This window comes from Stenotrophomonas sp. SAU14A_NAIMI4_8 (assembly GCF_003086695.1).
Classification (GTDB): domain Bacteria; phylum Pseudomonadota; class Gammaproteobacteria; order Xanthomonadales; family Xanthomonadaceae; genus Stenotrophomonas.
The window spans coordinates 2,821,818-2,843,831 of the sequence record NZ_CP025999.1 but is presented as its reverse complement, the minus strand read 5'-3'; the positions used below and the strand labels follow the sequence as shown (position 1 = coordinate 2,843,831).

Below are 22,014 nucleotides of genomic sequence, written 5' to 3'. Positions count from 1 at the left end.
CCCCGCTGATGACACACCCCGCCGCCCACGTCGCCTCGCCGTTCCCCGAACAAGCGCTGCCGCCGTGGCGGCGTGCGGTGCTGAAGGTGGGCAGCAGTCTGCTGGCCGCCGATGGTGGCGGGCTGTCGCCGCGCCATGCGCTGGGCCTGGCCCAGTTCGTGTCGGCCCATGTGCTGGCCGGCCGCGAAGTAGTGATCGTCTCCTCCGGCGCTGTCGCGGCGGGGCGGGCGATCCTGCCGCGCGTGGATGAACCCGGCGCCGCCATGGCCGCCCGCCAGGCGCTGGCCGCACTGGGCCAGGCGCAGCTGATCGGTTTGTGGCAGCGCTTCTTCGAGCGGCCGGTGGCGCAGGTACTGCTGACCCACGACGACCTGCGCAACCGCCGCCGCTACCTCAATGCGCGCGCAACGCTGAACGAGCTGCTGCGGCTGGGTGCATTGCCGGTGGTGAACGAGAACGACACCGTTTCGGTGGACGAACTCAAGCTCGGTGACAACGACAACCTGGCCGCCACGGTGGCCGCGCTGGTCGATGCCGATGCGCTGTTCATCGCCACCGACATCGACGGGCTGTACAGCGCCGACCCGCGCACGGTGGCCGACGCGCGGCCGCTGCACGACGTGGCCGAGCTGAGCGATGCCGTGCTGGCCATGGCCGGCGGTGCCGGCTCGCGTGCCGGTACCGGTGGCATGCGGACCAAGCTGGAAGCCGCTGCCAAGGCCGGCCGGCTCGGCATTGAAACCTATCTGTTCAACGGTCGCAGCGGTGACGTGGTGCGCGCGCTGACCCGCGATCGGCTGTTTGGCACGCGCATCCACGCCGCACGCAGCCGTGAAGCGGCGCGCAAGCATTGGCTGCGGCATGCGCCGCTGGCCGAGGGCGCGATCCTGGTCGATGCCGGTGCTGCGCAGGCCATGCGCGAGAAGGGCGCCTCGCTGTTGCCCGGCGGCATTACCGGCGCCGACGGCGCGTTCCGTCGCGGTGACATGGTGCAGGTGTGCTGGAACAGCGACGCGGGGCGGGTCTGCGTGGCGCGCGGGGTCAGCCAGTACGCCGCCGACGATGTGCGCCGCATCGCCGGCCGCCACACGCGCGACATCCAGGCCGTGCTCGGCTACAACTACGGTGGCACGGTCGTGCATCGCGACGATCTGGTGCTGCCATGAACGAACTGCAGGACATCCCCATGAGTGAAATCGAAGCGCAGGCGCGGGCCTGCCGTGATGCGGCCACGGTGGTTGCCGGGCTGGACACTGCGGCGCGCCGTGCGCTGCTGCTGTCCATGGCTCAGGCTCTGGAAGTGAACGCTGGCCTGATCCTGGCCGGCAACGCACGCGATCTGGCAGCAGCGCGGGAAAAAGGCGTGGGTACGGCGATGCTGGACCGCCTGGCGTTGGACCCGGCGCGGTTGTTCGGCATGGCCGAAGCGGTGCGCGACGTGGCTGCGCTGCCCGATCCGGTCGGGCAGGTAACCCGCGACGATGTGCGCCCCAATGGCATCCGCGTGCAGAAGGTGCGCGTGCCGCTGGGCGTGATCGCGATGATCTACGAGGCACGCCCGAACGTGACCGCAGAGGCCGCCGCGCTGTGCCTGAAGGCCGGCAACGGGGTGATCCTGCGCGGTGGTTCCGAGGCCATCCATTCCAACACTGCCATCGCCCAGGCCCTGGCCGGTGCGCTGAAGGCCAACGGCGTGCCGCCGGCGGCGGTGACCGTGCTGACCGATCTGCGCCGCGAGGCCATGCTGGAACTGCTGCAGCTGCACGAGCTGATCGACCTGGCCATTCCGCGTGGCGGTGAAGGCCTGATCCGCTTCGTTGCCGAGCACGCGCGGGTCCCGGTCATCAAGCACTACAAGGGTGTCTGCCATCTGTTCGTGGATGCCAGCGCCGATCTGGACGAGGCCGTTGCGCTGCTGGTGGATGGCAAGTGCAGCCGCCCGGCGGCCTGCAATTCGCTGGAAACGCTGCTGGTGCACCGCGACGTGGCCGAGGCATTCCTGCCGCGTGCGGCGCAGGCGCTGGGCGAGCGCGGGGTGGAGCTGCGTGCCGACGCGCGCGCGCAGTCGTTGCTTCCGGGCAGCACGGCCGCTACCGACGAGGATTTCGCTGCCGAATTCCTCGATCTGGTGCTGGCAGTGGGCGTGGTCGATGACCTGGATGCGGCAATCGCCCACATCCGCACGTATACCTCCGACCATACCGAAGTGATTGCGACCGAAGACGCCGGCAATGCCGAGCGCTTCGTCAACGCGCTGCGTTCGGCGGTGGTAATGGTCAACGCGTCCTCGCGTTTCTCCGACGGTGGCCAGCTGGGGCTGGGGAGTGAGATCGGCATTTCCACCACGCGCCTGCACGCGTATGGGCCGATGGGCCTGGAAGCGCTGACCGTGGAACGGTTCGTGGTGCGCGGCGAAGGGCAGACCCGGTAGGGGGCGTTGCGGCAGGGCCTGCGGCCCTGCACCTGCTGCACGTCAACGTCAACGTCAACGTCAGAAGCGGGATGTCCGTGGGATGGCGGGGCGGTGTTGGAATGCGGGGACGCCGCAAGTCCCCCTCCGGGGCCCGGCCCAGCCGCTGGCGGCTGTGCGTTCGGGCGCTTGCGAAGCAGTGCTTCGCAAGCAAAGCGCCCTCACCCCTGTAGGCTTGGCAGCCGCATCCATGCGGCTGACACCCCGCATTCCGACACCGCCCCGCCTCTGACAGTGTCCCGCGATCTGTCGGAACGGCAGCGGGGTCGGATCCCGTTGCTGCGCAACGGGCTCTGACCCCGAGGAAATGCATCCACGCATGGCGTGGATCTACTGTGTCGACCAAGGTCGACACCTACCGTCGGCGTGCTGTGTCAGAACGGCAACGGGCTCTGACCCCGGAATTGTTTCGGCATCCGTCAGTAGATCCACGCCATGCGTGGATGATTCATTCGATACCTGACAGATGTGTCGACCAAGGTCGACACCTACCGTTGGCAAGCGCTGCCGGAACGGCAAGGGGTCGGATCCCGTTGCTGCGCACCGGGCTCCGACCCTGGATTCAATATTCGATTTTCATGGAAGTTCATCCACGCATGGCGTGGATCTACTGTGTCGACCAAGGTCGACACCTACCGTCGGCGTGCTGTGTCAGAACGGCAGCGGGGTCGGATCCCGTTGCTGCGCAACGGGCTCTGACCCCGGAATTGTTTCGGCATCCGTCAGTAGATCCACGCCATGCGTGGATGATTCATTCGATACCTGACAGATGTGTCGACCAAGGTCGACACCTACCAGCAGCCGCGAGAATCTGTCAGAGGTGGGGCGGTGTGGGTGGGCAGGACCGCAGGCGCCATGGATGGCGCCTACGAGCCTACACGGACGTACTTGCGGCGTGTCCTGCCCACCCACACCGCCCCGCCACCCACGGATACCCAGCTGTTGACGTTGCTCTTGCTTGAAGCAGGTGCAGGGCTGCAAGCCCTGCCAAAAAAACACCCCTTACAAAAGCGGCTGCCGCGTCAGGCCGACCGGGCGTGCGTTGTCATCCATGTGCAGCGTCACCGCCTTGGCATTCACCAGCAGATCGGCCAGTGCATCGCTGGCGCCCAGCGAATGGGCGATCTCCGCCCGGCTCGAATCCACCCGCGGCGCGCGCCGCTCCTTGCCGGCGAAACGGTAGCGGTTGTACTCGGCCCAGGCGATCAGCAGCAGCGCGCAGCACACCAGGATGATCGGCAGCGCGATCATCACGAACGGATCCAGATGCTGCTTGTGCTGGTACAACTGCACGAACGCCATCTGCCCGCCCAGCAGCCACGAGATCAGCGTGACCAGTGGTGCCCACAGGTAGAAGTAGAAGCCCCAGAAGGCCAGGGTGACGAAGCCCCAGGCCGTGCGCTGCAGGCGCGGCTGCTGGCGAGGCTTCTGGATCAACCGCGAATCGAAGCGGTTGGACGGTTTCTTGGTGGTGGTGCCACGTACGGTGCTCATCGGATCCCCCGGTCAGGGCTGACCCAGGTGGCGCGCTTGCCGCGGCGCTTGAACAGCGTCTTCGGCAACGCCACCAGAGTGGTGAACAGGCTGATCAACCAGTACGCCATCGGGTACCAGATGACCCAGAAGTAGTTGCGTCCAATGTGTGTTTCGTAACGACGGTCGATGATCAGGCTGCTGGCGAACTGCAGCAGACAGACCAGCGCCAGGATCACGCCGTGCCATTGCGGCAGCAGCGTATCGATGTACAGCGGAGCCGGCAGCGGAACGAACTTGCCCAGCGCCCACAGCACCACGATCAGCAACATGGTGTACGCCCAGAACACGCTCAGGATGTACTCCAGCAATACCCCCCACATCCGCCGCTTGCGCCAGCTGAACAGCGAAGTGCCATGCCGCAGCAGCACCTCCACGCCACCCTGGGCCCAGCGCAGGCGCTGCCGCCACAGACCCTTCAGGGTTTCGGGCATCAGGATGAAGCACAGCGCGTTGGGCTCGTAACGGATGTCCCAGTGGTCCAGCTGCAGGCGCCAGCTGATGTCGATGTCCTCGGTCACCATGTCGTCGGCCCAGTAGCCGATGCGGTGCAGGGCGGTACGGCGGAACGCGGCGATCACCCCGGACACGGTGAAGATGCGCCCGTACACGCGCTGGGCGCGCTTGATCATGCCGATGATCGAGGAGAACTCGGCCACCTGCAGGCGACCCAGCAGGGTGGAGCGGTTGCGGATGCGCGGGTTGCCGGTCACCGCGCCCACGCGTGGGCCGCTGGTCAGGTGCCAGACCATCCAGTGCATCGCGAACTCTTCCAGCATCGCATCGCCATCGATGCACACCAGGTATTCCGAACGCGCGGCCAGGGCGCCCATGCGCAGTGCATTGGCCTTGCCCAGGTTGCGGTCCAGGTGCACCACGCGCAGGCGCGGGTGCTGTGCGGCCAGTGCGTCCAGGCGCGCGCCGGTGTCATCGCGGCTGCCATCGTTGATGGCGATCACCTCGAAATCCGGGTAGCGCTGGGCCAGCGCCGCGCCGATGGTGTCGTCCAGGTTGTCCGATTCGTTGTGGCAGGGAATCAGCAGCGTGGCGAACGGGTATTCGGCCATCGGTGGCGGATCGTTGCGCGGCCGCGACTTCCGCTCGCGGCGGAAGAAGTAGTACAGGCCACCGGACATCCAGAAGAACGCCATCACCATCGGGTAGAAGAAGGCGAACTGGAACAGGGCATACAGCCAGGGGCTCATGTCCATGTCACTTCTCCGGGTACGGGAAGTTGCGCGCAGACATCGCGGCGCGCGCGTCCACGGTCGACGGCTTGTCGGCAATGAAATCGTCCGGGTACCACGCGAAGTGGCGTACACCCTGTGCCTGCAGGCGGCGCACCTGGGCGCGCAGGCGCTGGCCGCTGATCGGCGTCTGCGTGCGCCAATCCACGGTCTGCAGTTCGAACATGGTGTGCTTCAGGTCCGGGTCGTGCGCGCGCACGGCGGTGACCAGGCGGTCCAGCCAGCGCTCGGGGTGGCGGCTGCCTTCCATCCACGGCATGGCCATCAGCGCGGTGCGGTCGTAGGCCTTGTTGAACAGGTCCAGACGCTGGGCGAACCAGGTGGCGCTCTGCGGTTCCAGCACCGGCTGGGCGTACAGGTTGCGCACCGTGCCCAGCTTCGGCCGCCAGCGCTGCGCGCTGTCACGCAGTTCCAGGGTGAAGTCGATCAGTGCCTGTGTGCGGCCGCCATCGGGGCCTTCCTGCGGCAGCTGCGCCAGTTCGGTGTCGCGCACGTAGGCATCGTCATGGAACAGCAGGCCTTCGAAGTACGAATTGATGGCCAGGTCTTCGTAGATGTCCTTGATGATCTGCCGCGCCTGCGGCTTGGTGAAGTCCAACCGGTACATGCCATCGTGTTCCGGGCTGGCGATACCCAGCGCGGTGCGCTGTGCAGCGTCGGGCAGTTCGTAGCCCAGCACCGGCAGCCACGCATACACCTTCACCCCGGCACGGGTCTTCAGCTGCCAGGCCACGCGGTTGAACAGGTCCGCGCGCATCGGCAGGTGGCGGTTGGGGAAGTACAGCGCATCAGCGGTGTTGTTGCCGTCCGGATCGGCGAAGGCCTGCAGGTAGACGTGGGTCGGGCCGACCTTCTTTACGCGCTCGATCAGCGCATCCAGGTTGCGCGCCTGCTGCGCGGGGTTGGCGTCGTACACCGCATCCATGTCGATCTGCAGCGCGCGGGTGCCGTCCAGGCCGACATTGCGGCGCAGTTCAAAGGCCAGCGAGGCCGTGTTCGGGTTGTTGGTCACCAGCAGGCGCGCCAGGCCGTGCAGGTCGCGGGTCACCGGCGTGCTGCGGCCTTCCAGGTCGAACGACACCGGCATGCCCAGCTGCTCGGCAATATCGTTGCTCAGCTGGTTGTAGGCGGCGTACGGCCAGACGATCGCCTTCGGCGTCACCCCCAGCTCTTTCCTGATCAGCTGCACGCTGCGGCCCAGGTCGGCGCGCAGGCGCTGTTCGTACTCCTGCGCGGTTTCGTAGCGCTGCGCCTTCGGGTCGTACACACGGGTGATCACCGCCGGGGTCTGGTTGCCCTGCGGGTTGGACTGCACGCCGTGGTGCAGGTTGTCGGTGTGGCTGGCCAGTTCGATCAGCCCGCTGGACTGCATCTCGCGCAGCTGTGCCCAGGTCAGGAAATCGTCATGGCCGAACGGGCGGTAGCCGTAGTCGATGGTGCGGCCCGGTGCCATGTCCACGTAATCGGTGATCACCGCCACCAGCGCCGGGTAGTTGTAGGCACGCAGCAGGGGGTACACGCGCGTGTAGACGCTGCGCAGGCCGTCATCGAAGGTCAGCAGCACTGGCCGCGGCGGCAGCGTGGCTTCCCCGCGCGAGGCCTTGATCAGCTGCGACAGCGAGATCGGGTGGTAGCCATGCGCCGACAGCCAGTCCAGGTGTGCGGCGAAGTTCTGCGTGCTGACCGCGTAGGCGTCGGCGTCGGCCTTTTCGCGCACGTCATCGCGGATGTCGTGGTAGCTCAGGATCAGCAGGCCGTTGTCGCTGGCATCCAGCTCGGTGGGCTGCTGGGCGCCGGCCGGCAGTGCCAGGGCCAGCAGGCCCAGCAGCACGGTGGTCATCAGGTAGCGAAGCATCCGTTCCATCTCACTCTCCCCAGCGCAGCGCGGCATCGAAGCCGATATGACGTTCACGTTGGCCGTCGTAGACCGGCCGCGACCAGCTCACCCCGTATTCCAGGATGCGCCCCTGGCTGAACTGCCATTCGTGGCGGTAGGCCACGCTGGGAATCAGTGCACTGCCATAGCCTTCCTGCCAGTAGTCGCCCAGCGACACCGTCAGGCGGTGGCGGAAGTGACGTTCGTAGTGGCGCCACAGCTGCTGGTCGATGCGCAGGCCGATCTCAACCGAGCGGTCGCGCGAGGGGTTGAAGTACGGTGCGTCGTCCTGGCTGCCACGGCTGGTGTAGACGCTGCCCAGGCCATCGATCAGCAGACGCGGGCGGGTCAGCAGGCGCTGCTCGATGGCGCTGGTCAGGGTGTCGCGGCGGTTGCCATCGTCGTAGCGGAACTGGCTGCCGCCCAGGCTCCAGTGGGTGCGCTCGTTGCGCGTGTAGTCCACGGCCACGGCCACGCTGTCGGCGGTGATGCCCGAGACGCGGGCCTGCATCGAGGCTTCCGGATCGTTGCGCGCGGCGGTGACGCCGGCATGCCACTGGTCGTTGAACTGCCAGCCGAAACCACCGCGCAGGCCGGTGTCGCCGATGCTGTCGTTGGGACGGAGCACGGCGGCTTCGGCGTCGGCGCGGCCGAAGCGGTAGCGCACGCCGGCACCCATCCACAGCGGGTTGATCTTCTGGTCCTGGAAGGTGACCGAACGGCGGTCGGCGAAGGCGAACAGCCGCCAGCGGTCGTCCAGGATGGGCGTGGCCACTTCCATGCCGTAATGCAGGTCGTCGTTGCCCAGCGGCGAGGTGCCGCCGCCGCCCGAGCTGCGGCCGCCCTCAACGGTGGCCTGCAGCTGCCAGCCGCGGTGGGCGCGCCAGTCGCGGTCCATGCGCAGCACCGAGGGCTGGTTGGGGTAGCGTTCCAGCAGATCGTCGTGCAGCGGCCGCGCCAGATCGTCGCGCTGCAGCTGCACGTAGGCTTCGTGCATGCCCAGGCGCGGCGAGACGTCGCGCGGGTCCAGCGTGTAGGCCATCTGGTGGCGTTCCAGCGAACGCCGCGGCCAGCCGCGCATCTGGTACACGCTGCCCAGTGCAGTCTGCAGGCCGCCATTGCCCGGGCCGACGTCCACCAGGGCCTCCAGTTCGCGCTGCGCGGTGGGCAGGTCGCCGCTGTAGGCGCGGATCATCGCCAGGTTCACGTCGGCCTCGTAGCGCGCCCAGTTGGCGTACGGGCTCTTGCCGCCGCCCCAGCGCCAGGCCGGTTCGTCCTTCTGCCACGCCTGCAGGTAGCCAATGGCCTTTTCCGCCTGCTCGGTTTCCAGGTAGGCGTAGGCCAGTTCCGAGCGCGACTGGAAGCGCGACGGATCGTTCTTCACCGCCGCTTCCAGCAGCGGAATGGCTTCGTCGGGGCGCTGGGTGGCCATCATCGAATCGCCCACTGCCGGCAGCACATAGTCGGGCAGGGCATGGCCTTCGGCCTGCAGGGCGCGCGCTTCATCGCGCACCTGTGCGTGCCGTGACAGGCGATTGAGCAGGATCAGCCGGTCCATGCGGATGCGCAGGGGGGCCTGCGCCAGCGGCGTGCCGTCGCGCTGCACGTAGCGTTCCATTTCCGCCAGCGCATCCTCGGCCTCGTCCAGGCGCGAATCTTCGGTCTGGCCGTAGGCCAGGCTCCAGTTCACCAGCTTGGCCACGTAGTTCGCTTCCAGCCGGGCCTTCTGGTCGGCATCGAACAACTGCGGCCGTGCCTGGTACAGGCGCCAGGCGCGGTGCGCATTGCCGATGTCGCCCAGGGTGAGCACCTGCAGCTTGTACAGCAGGTCATCGTTGGGTTCGACCTGCTGCGCGCGCTCGATGGCGGCCAGCGCATCAACCCAGTGGGCCTGGTCACGGTAATGGCTGATTTCAGCCAGCCGATCGGCACGGGTGGCCTGGGTGGGCGGCGGCGCCGCGTGGGCCCCGGACGCCAGAGCGGCGCAGGCCAGGCCGACGCAGAGCGCCAGCGGTCGGTGAACAACCATGAATTCCCCCTTCAGCATCCATTCTTAGACGATGTGCAAAAATTGTGACGCACATCACATGCCAACTTTAGCCGACACGCCCCAAGGAGGCCAGAGCCTCGCTGTTCCCTCTACACGCAACCGCCACCGGATACAGGCCATTTCCATCGCACCGCCCCTTCCGCCAAAGGCTTGGACTGCGAAATAACGTTGAACCGGCCGCCGCAGCGGCGCGGTGCGCAGGCACGGTGGGCGCGCCCCGGCCAATGGGCCTGGACGCGCCCCGCGTCAGCTTTGGACACGCTACGTCAGTTCGCGCCGAAGCGGTGTGTAGACGCGCGGGGGAAGGTGGATCGGATCACCACAGATCTTCCAGGCGGCGCGGCTTGCACGCCACCCAGGACGCGCACAGCATCACCGTGGCACAACCGAACAGGAAGCCGAACGGCAGGCCCCAGCCGTTGCTGACCGTGTGCAGCCAGCCGACCAGGAACGGCCCCAGGCAGCTGAAGCTGTAGCCCACGCCCTGCATGAAGCCGGACAGCGCCGCCGAGCCGGTGGCGGTGCGCGTGCGCAGGTTGATCAGGGTCAGTGCCAGCGGGAAGGTGGACGGGCCCACGCCCAGCAGGGCGCCCCACAGCAGGGGCGCCTTCATCGGCGCCAGCAGCAGGCCGGCAAAGGCGATCACGAACGAGAAGAAGCCGATCAGCACCAGCGGAAACGGGTTCTGCAGGCGCACCGCCAGCGACGGGATGACCAGCGACGGCAGCAGCCCCAGCGCCGAGAATACGGCCACCATCACCCCGCCGAAGGCCGGCGTGGCGCCGGCTTCCACCACGATGCGCGGCAGCCAGGTGAACATCGAATAGGTCATCAGCGAGGTCATGCCGAACATCAGCGACATGCTCCAGCCCAGCGACGTGCGCCAGACCTTGCCATGCGGCTGGGCGCTGGGATCGTTGGCCGCCAGCTGCGCGTGCGGCGCGCGGCGGGCCAGCATCAGCCACGGCAGGGCGGCGGCCAGGGCCAGCAGCGCCCACATGCCCAGCGACACGCGCCAGCCGGCCGCCTGCGCGACCGGCACCGCCAGCAGCGCCGGCAGCATGGTGCCCAGCTGCAGCATGCTGATGTACAGCGTGCTCATGGTGCCCACCTTGTTGGCGAAGTAGCGCTTCACCAGCGGCGGTACCACTACGTTGCCGATGCCCATGCCGGCCAGGGCCATCACCGAGCCCAGCAGCAGGGTGCCGACACCGCCGGCGCTGGAGCGCAGCAGCAGGCCGGCCATGGCCAGGGTCATGGCCAGCAGGGTGGTGCGTTCCAGCCCCAGGCGCCGGGCCAGGGCCGGGGTGGCCACGCCGAACAGGGCGAACGAGGCGGTCGGCAGCATGCCCAGCACGCCGGTCATGGTGGTGCCGAAGCCGAAGTGCTGGCCCAGCACGTCCAGCAGCGGGGTGATGGAGGTGACAGCGGTGCGCAGGTTCACGGCCGCCAGCAGGATGGCGGCGAAGGCGAGCAGCCGCCCGTGCAGCAGTGAGGGCGAGTCGTGGGGGGCGTTCGTCATGCGGAATCCTTGCAGGTGGCGCACGCGGGATCATGGGCGTGTAGCGGCGGCACCAGACCAGGCCGGTGCGACAGGTGGGAGCAGGGGGCCATTGTACGTGGCCGCGGCATTGCGGCCGCCACGCGGGCGGGGCGCCGATTTCAGATACAAAAAAACCCGGAGGACTGTCGTCTTCCAGGCTTCTTGCTGACCACCGAAGTGGTCGGGGAGACAGGATTCGAACCTGCGACCTCTACGTCCCGAACGTAGCGCTCTACCAGACTGAGCTACACCCCGAAGGGAGCCGCCTATTCTAGCTGTTCACCCCGACGGCGGCAAGGGGTGAAAGCCGTTTCCTTCACACTGCCAGGGCAGTGTCACTTCAGGGAACAAAAAAGCCTGGACAACTTCACCAGGCTTCAATGCGACCACAAAAGTGGTCGGGGAGACAGGATTCGAACCTGCGACCTCTACGTCCCGAACGTAGCGCTCTACCAGACTGAGCTACACCCCGAAGGAGCCGCCTAAGATACCGTGTGAAGGCCAAGGCGGCAAGGTTTTTTTACAACTCAGCGACGGTTTTCCTGTTCGAGCCGGTTCTGCTCGCGCGATTCGAACCACATGCCGTTGAGGATGGCCACGGTGGAGGCCAGGCCGGTGCCGAGAATCCAGGCGAAATACCACATGTTCGTTTCTCCTCTTGTCGGGGTAGGTGCCGACCGTGGGTCGGCACACCTTGCTTGTGGGTGGGTGCCGACCGTTGGTCGGCACACCTTCAAATCAATACGCGTTCGGGTTCTCGTCCATCTCTTCGGTGGTCGTCTTGCCCTTCAGCACGCGGTACACCCAGGTGGTGTAGGCCAGGATGATCGGCAGGAAGATCGCCGTGGCCACCAGCATGATGCCCAGCGTCAGGTGGCTGGACGAGCTGTCCCAGACGGTCAGGCTGGAACCGGGCTGGCTGGAAGACGGCAGCAGGAACGGGAAGATGGCAAAGCCGACGGTGAGGATGATGCCGGCAATCGACGCGCCCGAGGCGATGAACGCCAGGCCGCCACGACGGGCCCGCAACAGCGCCGCGCTGGCCAGTGCACCCAGCAGGCCCAGCACCGGGAACACGATCGTGAGCGGCATGCTGCTGTAGTTGCGCAGCCAGCCACCGGCGGCCGTGCCGATGGCAGCGGTCTTCAGCAGCGGGTTGGTCGGGCCGTCGGTCACCACCTGCGAGGTGATCTGGTAGCCGGGCAGGCCGAAGGCCACCCAGGCACCGGCTGCGGCGAACAGCACGAAGCTGATGATCGCCGCCACGCTGCCGTAGCGGGCGGCACGATCGGCCACCGGGCCATCGGTCTTGATCACCAGCATGGCTGCGCCGTGCGACACCAGCATCGCCACGCTCACCAGACCTGCCACCAAGGCGAACGGGGTCAGCAGGCCGAAGAACGAGCCGGTGTAGAAGATGCGCATGCTGTCATCGAAGTGGAACGGCACGCCCAGCAGCACGTTGCCCACCGCCACACCGGCGATCAGGCCCGGCAGCAGGCCACCGACGAACAGCACCCGGTCCCAGTTGTCGCGCCAGCGCTTGCTGGGCAGCTTGCTGCGGTACTTGAAGCCGACCGGGCGCAGGATCAGCCCGAACAGCATGGCAAACACCGCCAGGTAGAAGCCGGAGAAGCTGACCGCATACAGCGGCGGCCACGCGGCGAAGATCGCGCCGCCACCCAGCACCAGCCACACCTGGTTGCCTTCCCACACCGGGCCGACGGTGTTGATCACCAGACGGCGCTCTTCATCGGTCTTGGCCACGAAGGGCAGCAGGGTGCCCACGCCCAGGTCGAAGCCATCCATCACCGCCCAGCCGATCAGCAGGATGCCCAGCAGCAACCACCAGATCACGCGCAGCGTGGTGTAATCCAATCCAAGAAATTCCATGTGCGTTCTCCTGCCTCAGACCTGGCCGGGGGCCGGCATTGCGGCATTGGGGGATGCGGGGCGGATATCGGCCTGCAGCGTCGGCAGGATATCTTCCGGGCCCTTGCGGATCGCCTTCAGCATCAGCTTCACCTCGATCACCAGCAGCACCGTGTACAGCGCGGTGAAGATGGCCAGCGTGGTCAGGATTTCATGCAGGGCCAGGCCCGACGCGGCATAGAACGTGGGCAGCACGCCATCCACCGCCCACGGCTGGCGACCGTATTCGGCCACGAACCAGCCGCACTCGATCGCAATCCACGGCACCGGCAGCGACCACACCGCCAGCTTCAGGAACCAGCGCTTGTCCTGGAAGTTGTTGCGGCAGGAGAAGTAGAACGCCAGGGCGAAGAAGGCGATCAGGTAGAAGCCCAGGCCGGCCATCACGCGGAAGGTCCAGAACAACGGTGCCACGCGCGGCACGGTATCCAGCGCCGCCTTGGAGATTTCTTCCGGCGTGGCGTTGAGGATGTCCTCGCGGTAACGCTTCAGCAGCAGGCCGTGGCCCAGGTCCTGCCAGTGGCGGTCGAACATCTCGCGCGCTTCCACATCGTCCTTGTTGGCACGGATGCGTTCCAGCGCACCGTAGGCCAGCTGGCCGCCGCGGATGCGGTGTTCGGCGCGCTCCACCAGTTCCAGGATGCCCGGGATCGGCTGGTTGGTGGAACGGGTGGCGATCAGGCCCATCAGGTACGGGATCTTGATCGCATAGTCGTTCTGCTGGGTGGTCTGGTTGGGAATGCCGAAGGCGGTGAAGTCGGCCGGCGCACGCTCGGTTTCCCACATTGCTTCAATGGCGGCCAGCTTCATCTTCTGGTGTTCGCTGGCGGCGTAACCACTTTCGTCACCCAGCACCACCACCGACAGCGACGACAGCAGGCCGAAAGCAGCGGCCACCGCGAACGAGCGGCGGGCCATGTCGCGGTGCTTGTTGCGCAGCAGGTACAGGGCGCTGATCGACATCACGAAGATCGCACCGGTCACGTAGCCGGCGCTGACGGTGTGCACGAACTTGGCCTGGGCCACCGGGTTCAGCAGCACGGCGGCGAAATCCACCACTTCCATGCGCATCGTTTCCGGGTTGAACACCGCGCCGGTCGGGTTCTGCATCCAGCCGTTGGCGATCAGGATCCACACGGCCGACAGATTGGTGCCCAGCGCCATCAGCCAGGTCACCGTCAGGTGCTTGACCGGGCTCAGCCGCTTCCAGCCGAAGAAGAACAGGCCGATGAAGGTGGCTTCCAGGAAGAACGCCATCAGGCCTTCGATGGCCAGCGGCGCACCGAAGATATCGCCCACGTAGTGGCTGTAGTACGACCAGTTCATGCCGAACTGGAATTCCATCACCAGGCCGGTGGCCACGCCGATGGCGAAGTTGATGCCGAACAGGGCGCCCCAGAACAGGGTCATCTGGCGCCAGACCTGCTTGCGGGTCATCACGTATACGCTTTCCATGATGGCCACCATGAAAGACAGGCCAAGGGTGAGCGGTACGAATAGGAAGTGGTACATCGCGGTCAAAGCGAATTGCAGCCGCGACAGTTCTACGACTGTCTGATCAATCATGGCCTGGCTACCTCGTTGGATAGTGCCGTTGCAGGTGGCGGGAAGGGTGGTCTACGGGGTGGATGATGTGACCGACTACTTCAAACAGCCTTGATCCAGATCAATGTATGAATGGCTCTGCACAGGGATCGTATGCCAAACCGGATGAAGACTGCGACCGCTGGCCGCAGGGGAGGGTGCCTGTGTGTGCCTACAATGCCGGCCATGCCCTGTTGCCCGTGACCCCCTTGAGCGCTGCCGAATCTTCCGCTGTTGACACCGACCCGCACGCCGAATCGGCCCTGCAGCGGCGTACCCGTACGGCCTGGCTGGCCGATCTGGCACGCGCGGCGCGGGGCCGCCAGCGCCTGGCGGGGCTGTGCCTGGGCGTGTCCGGCGCGTTGCTGATCGGCCAGGCCGCGGCCATCGCCTGGCTGGTGCAGCACGTGCTGGTGCAGCGTGCGCCGCTGGCGTCGGCGCTGCCGGTGCTGGCCGGGCTGGTGGTCATCCTGCTGCTGCGCACCGCACTGGGCGGCGCCAGCCAGGCTGCGGCAGGCGACGTGGCCGACGCCGCGCGCCTGGCCCTGCGTGAGCGCGTGTTCGCACGCCTGCTGGGGCAGGGCCCGCTGTGGCTGCGGCAGCGTCGCACCGGCGAGCTGGGTGAATTGATGCTGCATCACGGCGATGCGATTGAGAACTATTACAGTGGGTTCCTGCCGGTACGCATCGAAGTGGTGGTGGTGCCGCTGCTGATCCTGGCGGCGGTGGCCTGGGTGGACTGGGTGGTGGCGCTGATCCTGCTGTTCACCGCGCCGCTGGTGCCGTTCTTCATGATGCTGGTCGGCTGGGGCGCCGAAGCCGCCGGTCGCGCGCAGCTGGGTGAACTGGCGCGCATGAGCGGGCACTTCGCCGATCGCATCAAGGGCCTGGGCCTGCTGCGCCTGTACGGCCGTGGCGATGCCGAACTGGCCGGTGTGGAAGCGGCCGCCGAAGGGGTGCGGGTGCGCACGATGAAAGTGCTGCGCATCGCCTTTCTGTCGTCCACCGTGCTGGAATTCTTCGCCTCGGTCAGCGTGGCGATGGTGGCGCTCTACCTGGGCCTGAGCTACCTGGGCCTGATGTCATTGCATGCCAGCGTGCCCACTCTGGGTGCGGGGCTGTTCTGCCTGCTGCTGGCACCGGAGTTCTATGCGCCGCTGCGGCGGCTGGCCGCCCATTACCACGACCGCGCCAACGCGTTGGCCGCTGCGGCCGAAGTAGAACGCCTGCTGCACGCATTGCCGGAAGAAACGGCGTTGCCGGACGAAGGCATGGCCACGCGCGCGCCCGAACCGGCCGAGGCCGCGTTGCCGCCGCTGCAGGCGCAGGGCCTGGTGCTGCGCCCGCTGGGCGCGCCGCAGGATGTGCTGAGTGGGCTGGATGTACGCCTGGAACCCGGCCAGCGCCTGGCCCTGGTTGGCCCCAGTGGTTCGGGCAAGAGCACGCTGCTGGAGGCACTGGCGGGCTGGCTGCCGCCGCGCGAAGGCCGCGTGCTGGTGCGGCCCGGCGTGCAGGTGGCCTACGCCAGCCAGCGCCCGTACCTGTTCCATGGGTCGATTGCCGATAACCTGCGCCTGGCCGATCCCGGTGCCAGCGATGCACGGTTGCGCGCGGTGGCCGAGGCGGCACAGGTGCTGCAGTTCGCCCAGCGCCTGCCGCAGGGCCTGGATACGATGATCGGTGAGCGCGGCTTCGGCTTGTCCGGTGGCGAAGCACGGCGCATCGGCCTGGCGCGGTTGCTGCTGCGCGATCCGCAGGTGCTGCTGCTGGACGAGCCCACTGCGTTCCTGGATGCCGACACCGAGGCCGCACTGCTGCGCAGCCTGGCCGCCTATGCGCGTGGCCGCGCCGTGGTGGTGGCCACCCACAGCCCGGCGGTGATCGCCTGGGCCGATCGCTGCCTGCTGCTGCCTGAAGGCCGCCTGGTGGACCCGGCGCAGGCGGTGCACGCATGAGCCGCTCGCCCGATTCGCTGCGCGCGGTATTCATGCGCCACCGTCCGCGGCTGCTGCTGACCGTGCTGCTGCTGTGGATCACGATGCTGGCCGGCACCGCGTTGCTGGGGCTGTCCGGTGGCTTCCTGACCGCCGCGGCGCTGGCCGGTGCCGCAGGCTTGGCGCAGGGCTTCAATTTCTTCTCGCCGTCGGCCGGCATCCGCGGGCTGACCATGGCCCGCATCGTCTCGCGCTATTTCGAAAAACTGGTGGGCCACGATGCCACCCTGCGCATCGCCCGCGACCTGCGCGTGTGGTTCTTCCGCCGCGCGCTGCCGCTGGCACCGGCGCGGCTGGGGGCCACCCGTACCGGTGAACTGCTGGCACGCCTGCTGGGTGACATCGGCGAGGTCGATGGACTGCTGGTGCGCGCGCTCGGGCCGCTGTTCGCGCTCGCTGCGCTGTCACTGGTGGCCATTGCATCGGCAGCGCTGATCCTGCCCGCGGCGGCCGTGCTGCTGGCCGTGCTGGCGCTGCTGATCGGCTTCGGCGTGCCGTGGCTGGGCGTGCGCGGGCGCGATGCCGAAGAAGCCGACCGCGCTGCGCATCGCGCCGCGTTGCGCACTGCCGCGTTCGAAGGGCTGGAAGGGGCGGGTGACCTGGCGGCCCTGCATGCGGCTACCGCGTGGCAGTTGAAGGTGCGCGTTGCAGCCAAGCAACTGGCGGCGCGCGATCGGCGCCGGCGCTGGCGCCTGATTGCAGCGTCCACCCTGCACGGCGCGGTGGCCGGGCTGGGCCTGGTCAGCATGTTGGCGCTGGCCCTGCACGCGGCCGAACAGCAGCGTATTGCTGCGGAAATGGCCGCAGGCCTGGTGTTCCTGACCGTGGCGCTGATCGAGCTGTGGGCCGGCATGGGCCTGGCCTGGCAATCGCTGCAGTCTGGCCGTATTGCGGCCGATCGCCTGCAGGCCATCGTCGAACAACCCGCCGCCGTGGACGAGCCGCACTCGCCGCAGCCGGTGCCGCAGGCATCGGCGGTGCAGTGGGAAGACGTGCATTTCCAGTGGCCGGGCGCGGCGCGGCCGGTGCTGTGCGGGCTGCAGCTGCGCTTGGCCCCGGGTGAACGCATCGCGATCCGTGGTGACAGCGGTTGCGGCAAGACCACCCTGTCCAGCCTGCTGCTGCGCTTGTGGGACCCGCAGCAGGGGCGCTTGAGCTATGGCGGCCAGGACCTGCGCACGTTCGCCCAGGCCGATTGGCACCGGCAACTGGCCTGGCTGCCGCAGAACGCGCCGGTCTTTGCCGGCAGCGTGGCCGACAACCTGCGTCTGGGCGACCCGGATGCCAGCGATGCCACGCTGTGGGCCGTGCTGCGCCGGGTGCGGCTGGGCGAGTGGGCCGAGCGCAACGGCGGCCTGGACGCCTGGGTGGGCGAGAACGGCGCGACGATGTCGGCCGGGCAGGCACGTCGCCTTGCGCTGGCGCGCGCGCTGCTGCGCAATGCGCCCATCCTGGTGCTGGACGAACCTACCGAAGGGCTGGACGTGGATACCGCGCACGCGTTGCTGCGCGACCTGCCGGCGCTGCTGGACGGCCGCAGCTTGCTGATGATCACCCACGACGACCTGCCGGACGGCGTGGTGGATGCGCAGTACCGTCTGCGCGATGGCGTAGTGGTGCGCGAAACGTAATCGCGGTGGTAGCGCCGGGCCATGCCCGGCGGCCGTTTGCGTGATGGCGTGCCGACCGGCACATCCACGCATGGCGTGGATCTACCGGTTTCGGGCCGCTTGGTAGCGCTGGGCCATGCCCGGCGGCCGTTTGCGTGATGGCGTGCCGACCGGCACATCCACGCATGGCGTGGATCTACCGGTGTCGCGCCGCCTGGTAGCGCCGGGCCATGCCCGGCGGCCGTTTGCGTGATGGCGTGCCGACCGGCACATCCACGCATTGCGTGGATCTACGGGTGTCGTGCCGCCTGGTAGCGCTGAGCCATGCCCGGCGGCCGTTTGCGTGATGGCGTGCCGGCCGGCACATCCACGCATGGCGTGGATCTACTGGTGTCGCGCCGCCTGGTAGCGCCGGGCCATGCCCGGCGGCCGTTTGCGTGATGGCGTGCCGATCGGCACATCCACGCATGGCGTGGATCTACTGGCGTCGTGCCGCGTCGTTCGAACGGCTACCGCGAAAACTCGCGCAGCATCACTGTGATCGAGGCCACGTTGGCCACCACGCACAGCCAGAACACCCACTGGAATTCCGCCTTGCTGTGCTTGTGCCGGAACAGCGCCTGGCCCAGCAGCGCACCGGGCCAGCCACCGGCGAAGGCCAGAAGCTGCAACGTGCGTTCGGGAATGCGCCACTGCCTGCGCTGTGCTGCCCGCTTGTCATGCCCGTACAGCCCGAACGACACCACGCTGGCCAGCACGCACCAGCCGCCCAGCCACAGCGGCAGCACGCCACAGACCGTCAACGCGATGAGCGCGCCGAACGCGGCCAGCGCGAGGTTGCGCCGCCAGGCCACTTACAGCCCGTCGAGGAAATCGCGTACGGCTGGGCCGAAACGCTCGAAGTCGACCAGGAACGCATCGTGCCCCTGCGGCGAGTCCAGGCCGATGAAGCGTGCGTCGGCACCCCCGGCACGCAGGCCGTCGGCCACCTGTTGCTGCTGCTGCACCGGGAACAGGATGTCGGTGTTGGCACCGATCGCCAGCGCCTTTTCAACGCGTATCCGCGCCAGGCCGGCCAGCACGTCACCGTCGGCATATTCGGCCAGGTCGAACCAGTCCATCGAACGGCTCAGGTACAGGTAGCAGTTGGGATCGAAGAAGCGCACGAAGCGCCGTGCATGGCCTTCCAGATAGCTTTCCACCTGGAATTCCAGGCCGAACGGATCGTCGTCGGTCTGGTCCGAATCCAGCCGCACGCGACCGAAGCGCCCATCCCATTCCAGCGCGGAACGGTAGGTGATCACCCCGAGCTTGCGCGCCATGCGCATGCCCGATTCGGGGTAGTGCGCATCGTCGTAGCGGCCGCCGTTCCACTGCGGGTCCAGGCGGATGGCTTCGCGCTGCAACGAGCGGATGGCGATGGAGAACGGCAACGCCTGCGCGCTGCCGGAAATGTTGATGTGGCTGCGGGCGATGCCCGGCTGCAGCATCAGCACCGCCAGCGCGGTCATGCCGCCCATGGAATTGCCGATCACGCAGGCCAGCTGTTCGATGCCCAGCGCATGCACGACCTCGATGGCTGCGCGCGCACCGTCTTCCACCGACAGTTCCGGGAAGTCGAGGCGATAGGGCTCGCCAGTGGCCGGGTTCAACGAGGCCGGGCCGGTGGAGCCCTTGCAGCTGCCCAGTGAGTTCACGCAGACCACGAACCAGCGGTCGGTGTCGATCGGCTTGCCTGCACCAACCATGGCTTCCCACCAGCCGGGCGCGGGGTTGGCCGCGTTGGCGGCGGCGTGCGCATCGGGCGACAGACCGGTAACGATCAGGATCGCGTTGCGGCCGTCGGCGGCCAGCGTGCCCCAGGTCTCGTAGGCCACGCGCGCGCCGTGCAGGGCGCCACCGCGCTTGAACGGGAACGGCGAGGGCAGGGCATGGAAGCGGGTGCCGGGCGGAATGAATTCAGTCATGGCGCCATTCTAGCGGGGCGGCCCGTGGAGCTGGCGGCACGCTGGTTTCCATGGACGGCATGCGCGCAAAGCCGCCGGGCATGGCCCGGCGCTACCGGTGGTACGTGCACGAGGGGGGTAGCGCCGGGCCATGCCCGGCGAGCGCAGCGGTGTGTGGATCACGGGAACCGCAGTTCCACCACGCCGTCATGCGGCAGCGTTACCCGCACCGCCTCGCTCTGCAGATCGCCTTCACTGCGGTTGGCGCTGCCGCTGCGCGAAATGCGCGCCAGCACCTCCACCTCGCGGTGCGCCGACAGCGGTGCGGTCGGCATCGGGCTGTCAGCGTCGCCCAGACCGACCGTGGCCGGGAAGGCGGTCAGCGGCAGCTTGCGCGCCGCCACCGGCATCGGCGGGCCGCCCACGGCGCGGGCCAGCACGAACACCTGCGCACTGGCCGGCCAGTCGCCGTGCTTCACCGCGTCGGGCAGCTGCACCTGCACCTGCAGCAACGCCGGTGCCGCCCTGGTGGAAGGATCGACTGACTGTCCCGCGGCTTCGCGGGCAATCGCAATCTGCGCCTGCAGGGCCTGCGCGGCGCCCGGTTCCAACTGCGGCAGCACGCTGCTCCAGATTTCGGCCGCTTCGGCATTGCGGCCGCGCTGGCGCAGGGCAATGCCCAGCAGCCAGCTGGCCCGCTCGGCCTGCGATGCCACCCGCCGCGCCTGCTGCAACCACGCCATGGCGGTGTCATCGAACTGCTTGCCGGCATCGGCCTGCGCGCGCGCCTGCGCCGCTTCCACCAGCACGCCGACATCGTCCGGAGCCAATGCTGCGGCACGTGCAAAGGCATCGGCCGCCGCCTGTGCATCGCCCAGTTCGGTCTGTGAACGGCCCAGCAGTGCCCAGCCATCGGCACGCTGCGGATCGCGCTGCAGGGCCTGCTGCAGCGCCGTTACACCCTCGCGCAGGGTCGCCACCGACGGTGCCGGCTGCACCTGTGCGGCGCGCGGGTCGCCCACCAGCAGGTACAGGCAGGCACCGGCCACGCCCAGCGCGAACACGCCCAGTACGTAACCGCGGCGTCCCTGCCGACGCAGCGGCCACAGCACCAGCGCGGCCATCACCGCGGCCACCAGGCCGGCCAGCACGGGCAGTGTGTAGCTCACCAGCCATCTCCTTCATCGGCGTTGCGGTCGGCCGCTGCCGGTGCCACTGTGCGGCCGCGCCGGCGCACGATGCCCAGCACCAGCAGGGCACCGCCGCCAAGGATCAGCAACGGCCCGCCCCACAGCAGCCAGGTGCCCGGCTGCAGCGGCGGCTGGTACAGCACGAATTCGCCGTAGCGGGCGACCAGGAATTGTTTGATCTGTGCATCGTCGTGGCCCTGCTGCATCAACTGCAGCACTTCACGGCGCAGGTCCTGAGCGATCTGTGCGTTGGAATCGGCCAGCGACTGGTTCTGGCACTGGACGCAGCGCAGCTGCGCTGCCAGGTCGTGGAAGCGGGCTTCTTCGGCCGCGCTGCGGAAGGCGAGCGGCCGTGGGTCGTGCAGCGGCTGCTGCGCCAATGCGGGCAGCACCGCGCACAGCAGCAGCGCCAGCAGCGCGTTACGGATTGCCGTGCAGGCCGGTATCGGCATGGCCTTGGGCCTTTTCGATCTTCTGCAGCGCGGGAATCAGCTTTTCGTCCACCACCTGCTGGGTCATCGCGCCGCTGTACTTCCAGCGCACGATGCCACTGCCATCGACCAGGAAGGTTTCCGGCGCAGCGGTAACGCCCCAGTCGATCGCGGTACGGCCTTCCATGTCACTGAGCACCACCATGAACGGGTTGCCCAGCGTCTCCAGCCAGTGCAGCGCATCGGTGGGCTCGTCCTTCCAGTTGTAGCCGATCACGCGCACGCGCTTGCTTTCGGCGAAGCGGGTCAGCACCGGGTGTTCCTCGCGGCAGGCCGCGCACCAGCTGCCCCACACGTTCAGCAGGTAGGGCGCACCGCGCAGTTCCTCACTGCGCACGGTCATGCTCGGGTCGTGCAGCACCGGCAGCGCGAAGGCGGGGGCCGGCTTGTCGATCAGCGCCGAAGGCAGCACGTCGCGCTGCGGATCCCCCGACTTCATCACCCCGTACACCATCAACCCCAGCAGGCCGAAGAAGAACAGCACGCCGATGACGATGGCGATGGGGGGCAGCGGGCGCGACGGACGCGGGGCAGGGGACGACGACATG

At 67.9% G+C, this 22,014-nt stretch carries 17 protein-coding genes and 2 tRNA genes; 4 read left to right on the top strand and 15 right to left on the bottom strand.

What is annotated here, in order from left to right; all coding sequences use genetic code 11:
• Positions 1-8: 8 nt before the first annotated feature.
• On the top strand, positions 9-1,166 hold the full coding sequence (proB, locus tag C1930_RS13100) for a glutamate 5-kinase (protein ID WP_108771930.1): 1,158 nt from the start codon (positions 9-11) through the stop codon (positions 1,164-1,166).
• Positions 1,163-2,431, top strand: a complete 1,269-nt coding sequence (locus tag C1930_RS13095; RefSeq protein ID WP_108771929.1) for a glutamate-5-semialdehyde dehydrogenase — start codon at positions 1,163-1,165, stop codon at positions 2,429-2,431. Before proB ends, C1930_RS13095 begins: the two co-directional genes overlap by 4 nt.
• A 1,041-nt stretch (positions 2,432-3,472) precedes the next feature.
• Here C1930_RS13095 and pgaD read toward each other — a convergent pair.
• The 10 genes from pgaD to C1930_RS13045 all read right to left on the bottom strand — a co-directional run bounded on the left by pgaD (position 3,473) and on the right by C1930_RS13045 (position 14,217).
• Positions 3,473-3,964: a poly-beta-1,6-N-acetyl-D-glucosamine biosynthesis protein PgaD gene (gene pgaD / locus C1930_RS13090; protein ID WP_108756667.1), complete on the bottom strand. Its 492-nt coding sequence runs from the start codon at positions 3,962-3,964 to the stop codon at positions 3,473-3,475.
• Positions 3,961-5,214 (bottom strand): poly-beta-1,6-N-acetyl-D-glucosamine synthase, encoded by a 1,254-nt coding sequence (pgaC, locus tag C1930_RS13085; RefSeq protein ID WP_108750122.1) that lies wholly within the window; start codon positions 5,212-5,214, stop codon positions 3,961-3,963. Before pgaC ends, pgaD begins: the two co-directional genes overlap by 4 nt.
• Before the next feature lies 1 nt (position 5,215).
• A complete protein-coding gene (gene pgaB / locus C1930_RS13080; protein WP_108771928.1) occupies positions 5,216-7,105 on the bottom strand; it encodes a poly-beta-1,6-N-acetyl-D-glucosamine N-deacetylase PgaB in 1,890 nt (629 codons plus the stop codon).
• A gap of 10 nt (positions 7,106-7,115) precedes the next feature.
• Entirely contained in the window at positions 7,116-9,155 is a 2,040-nt protein-coding gene (gene pgaA, locus C1930_RS13075; protein ID WP_108772598.1) for a poly-beta-1,6 N-acetyl-D-glucosamine export porin PgaA, read from the bottom strand.
• A gap of 337 nt (positions 9,156-9,492) precedes the next feature.
• Positions 9,493-10,698: an MFS transporter gene (locus C1930_RS13070; RefSeq protein WP_108771927.1), complete on the bottom strand. Its 1,206-nt coding sequence runs from the start codon at positions 10,696-10,698 to the stop codon at positions 9,493-9,495.
• A 199-nt stretch (positions 10,699-10,897) separates the two neighbouring features.
• Positions 10,898-10,974: transfer RNA gene (locus tag C1930_RS13065), tRNA-Pro, on the bottom strand.
• A gap of 140 nt (positions 10,975-11,114) precedes the next feature.
• Positions 11,115-11,191: transfer RNA gene (locus C1930_RS13060), tRNA-Pro, on the bottom strand.
• A gap of 55 nt (positions 11,192-11,246) precedes the next feature.
• Positions 11,247-11,363 (bottom strand): cytochrome bd-I oxidase subunit CydX, encoded by a 117-nt coding sequence (gene cydX / locus C1930_RS13055; RefSeq protein WP_108750119.1) that lies wholly within the window; start codon positions 11,361-11,363, stop codon positions 11,247-11,249.
• A gap of 94 nt (positions 11,364-11,457) precedes the next feature.
• Positions 11,458-12,612 carry a cytochrome d ubiquinol oxidase subunit II gene (cydB, locus tag C1930_RS13050; RefSeq protein WP_108762455.1) on the bottom strand — a complete coding sequence of 385 codons (1,155 nt, stop codon included), beginning with the start codon at positions 12,610-12,612 and terminating at the stop codon, positions 11,458-11,460.
• Between the two features lie 15 nt (positions 12,613-12,627).
• On the bottom strand, positions 12,628-14,217 hold the full coding sequence (locus tag C1930_RS13045; protein ID WP_108771926.1) for a cytochrome ubiquinol oxidase subunit I: 1,590 nt from the start codon (positions 14,215-14,217) through the stop codon (positions 12,628-12,630).
• A gap of 227 nt (positions 14,218-14,444) precedes the next feature.
• Between C1930_RS13045 and cydD the strand changes: the two genes are divergently transcribed.
• A complete protein-coding gene (cydD, locus tag C1930_RS13040) occupies positions 14,445-16,190 on the top strand; it encodes a thiol reductant ABC exporter subunit CydD (protein WP_108772597.1) in 1,746 nt (581 codons plus the stop codon).
• Positions 16,187-17,860 carry a thiol reductant ABC exporter subunit CydC gene (gene cydC, locus C1930_RS13035; RefSeq protein ID WP_108771925.1) on the top strand — a complete coding sequence of 558 codons (1,674 nt, stop codon included), beginning with the start codon at positions 16,187-16,189 and terminating at the stop codon, positions 17,858-17,860. Before cydD ends, cydC begins: the two co-directional genes overlap by 4 nt.
• 488 nt (positions 17,861-18,348) lie before the next feature.
• On the opposite strand, the gene C1930_RS13030 is transcribed toward cydC, so the two are convergent.
• The 5 genes from C1930_RS13030 to C1930_RS13010 form a co-directional block, all read right to left on the bottom strand.
• Entirely contained in the window at positions 18,349-18,693 is a 345-nt protein-coding gene (locus tag C1930_RS13030; RefSeq protein WP_108771924.1) for a DUF1294 domain-containing protein, read from the bottom strand.
• Positions 18,694-19,806, bottom strand: coding sequence for a homoserine O-acetyltransferase (locus C1930_RS13025; protein ID WP_108771923.1), 1,113 nt, complete (start codon positions 19,804-19,806; stop codon positions 18,694-18,696).
• A 158-nt stretch (positions 19,807-19,964) separates the two neighbouring features.
• Entirely contained in the window at positions 19,965-20,957 is a 993-nt protein-coding gene (locus C1930_RS13020) for a tetratricopeptide repeat protein (protein ID WP_108771922.1), read from the bottom strand.
• Entirely contained in the window at positions 20,951-21,427 is a 477-nt protein-coding gene (locus tag C1930_RS13015) for a cytochrome c-type biogenesis protein (RefSeq protein ID WP_108756657.1), read from the bottom strand. Before C1930_RS13015 ends, C1930_RS13020 begins: the two co-directional genes overlap by 7 nt.
• A complete protein-coding gene (locus tag C1930_RS13010) occupies positions 21,396-22,013 on the bottom strand; it encodes a DsbE family thiol:disulfide interchange protein (RefSeq protein ID WP_108753610.1) in 618 nt (205 codons plus the stop codon). The genes C1930_RS13015 and C1930_RS13010 overlap by 32 nt, the downstream gene beginning before the upstream one ends.
• Position 22,014 lies beyond the last annotated feature (1 nt).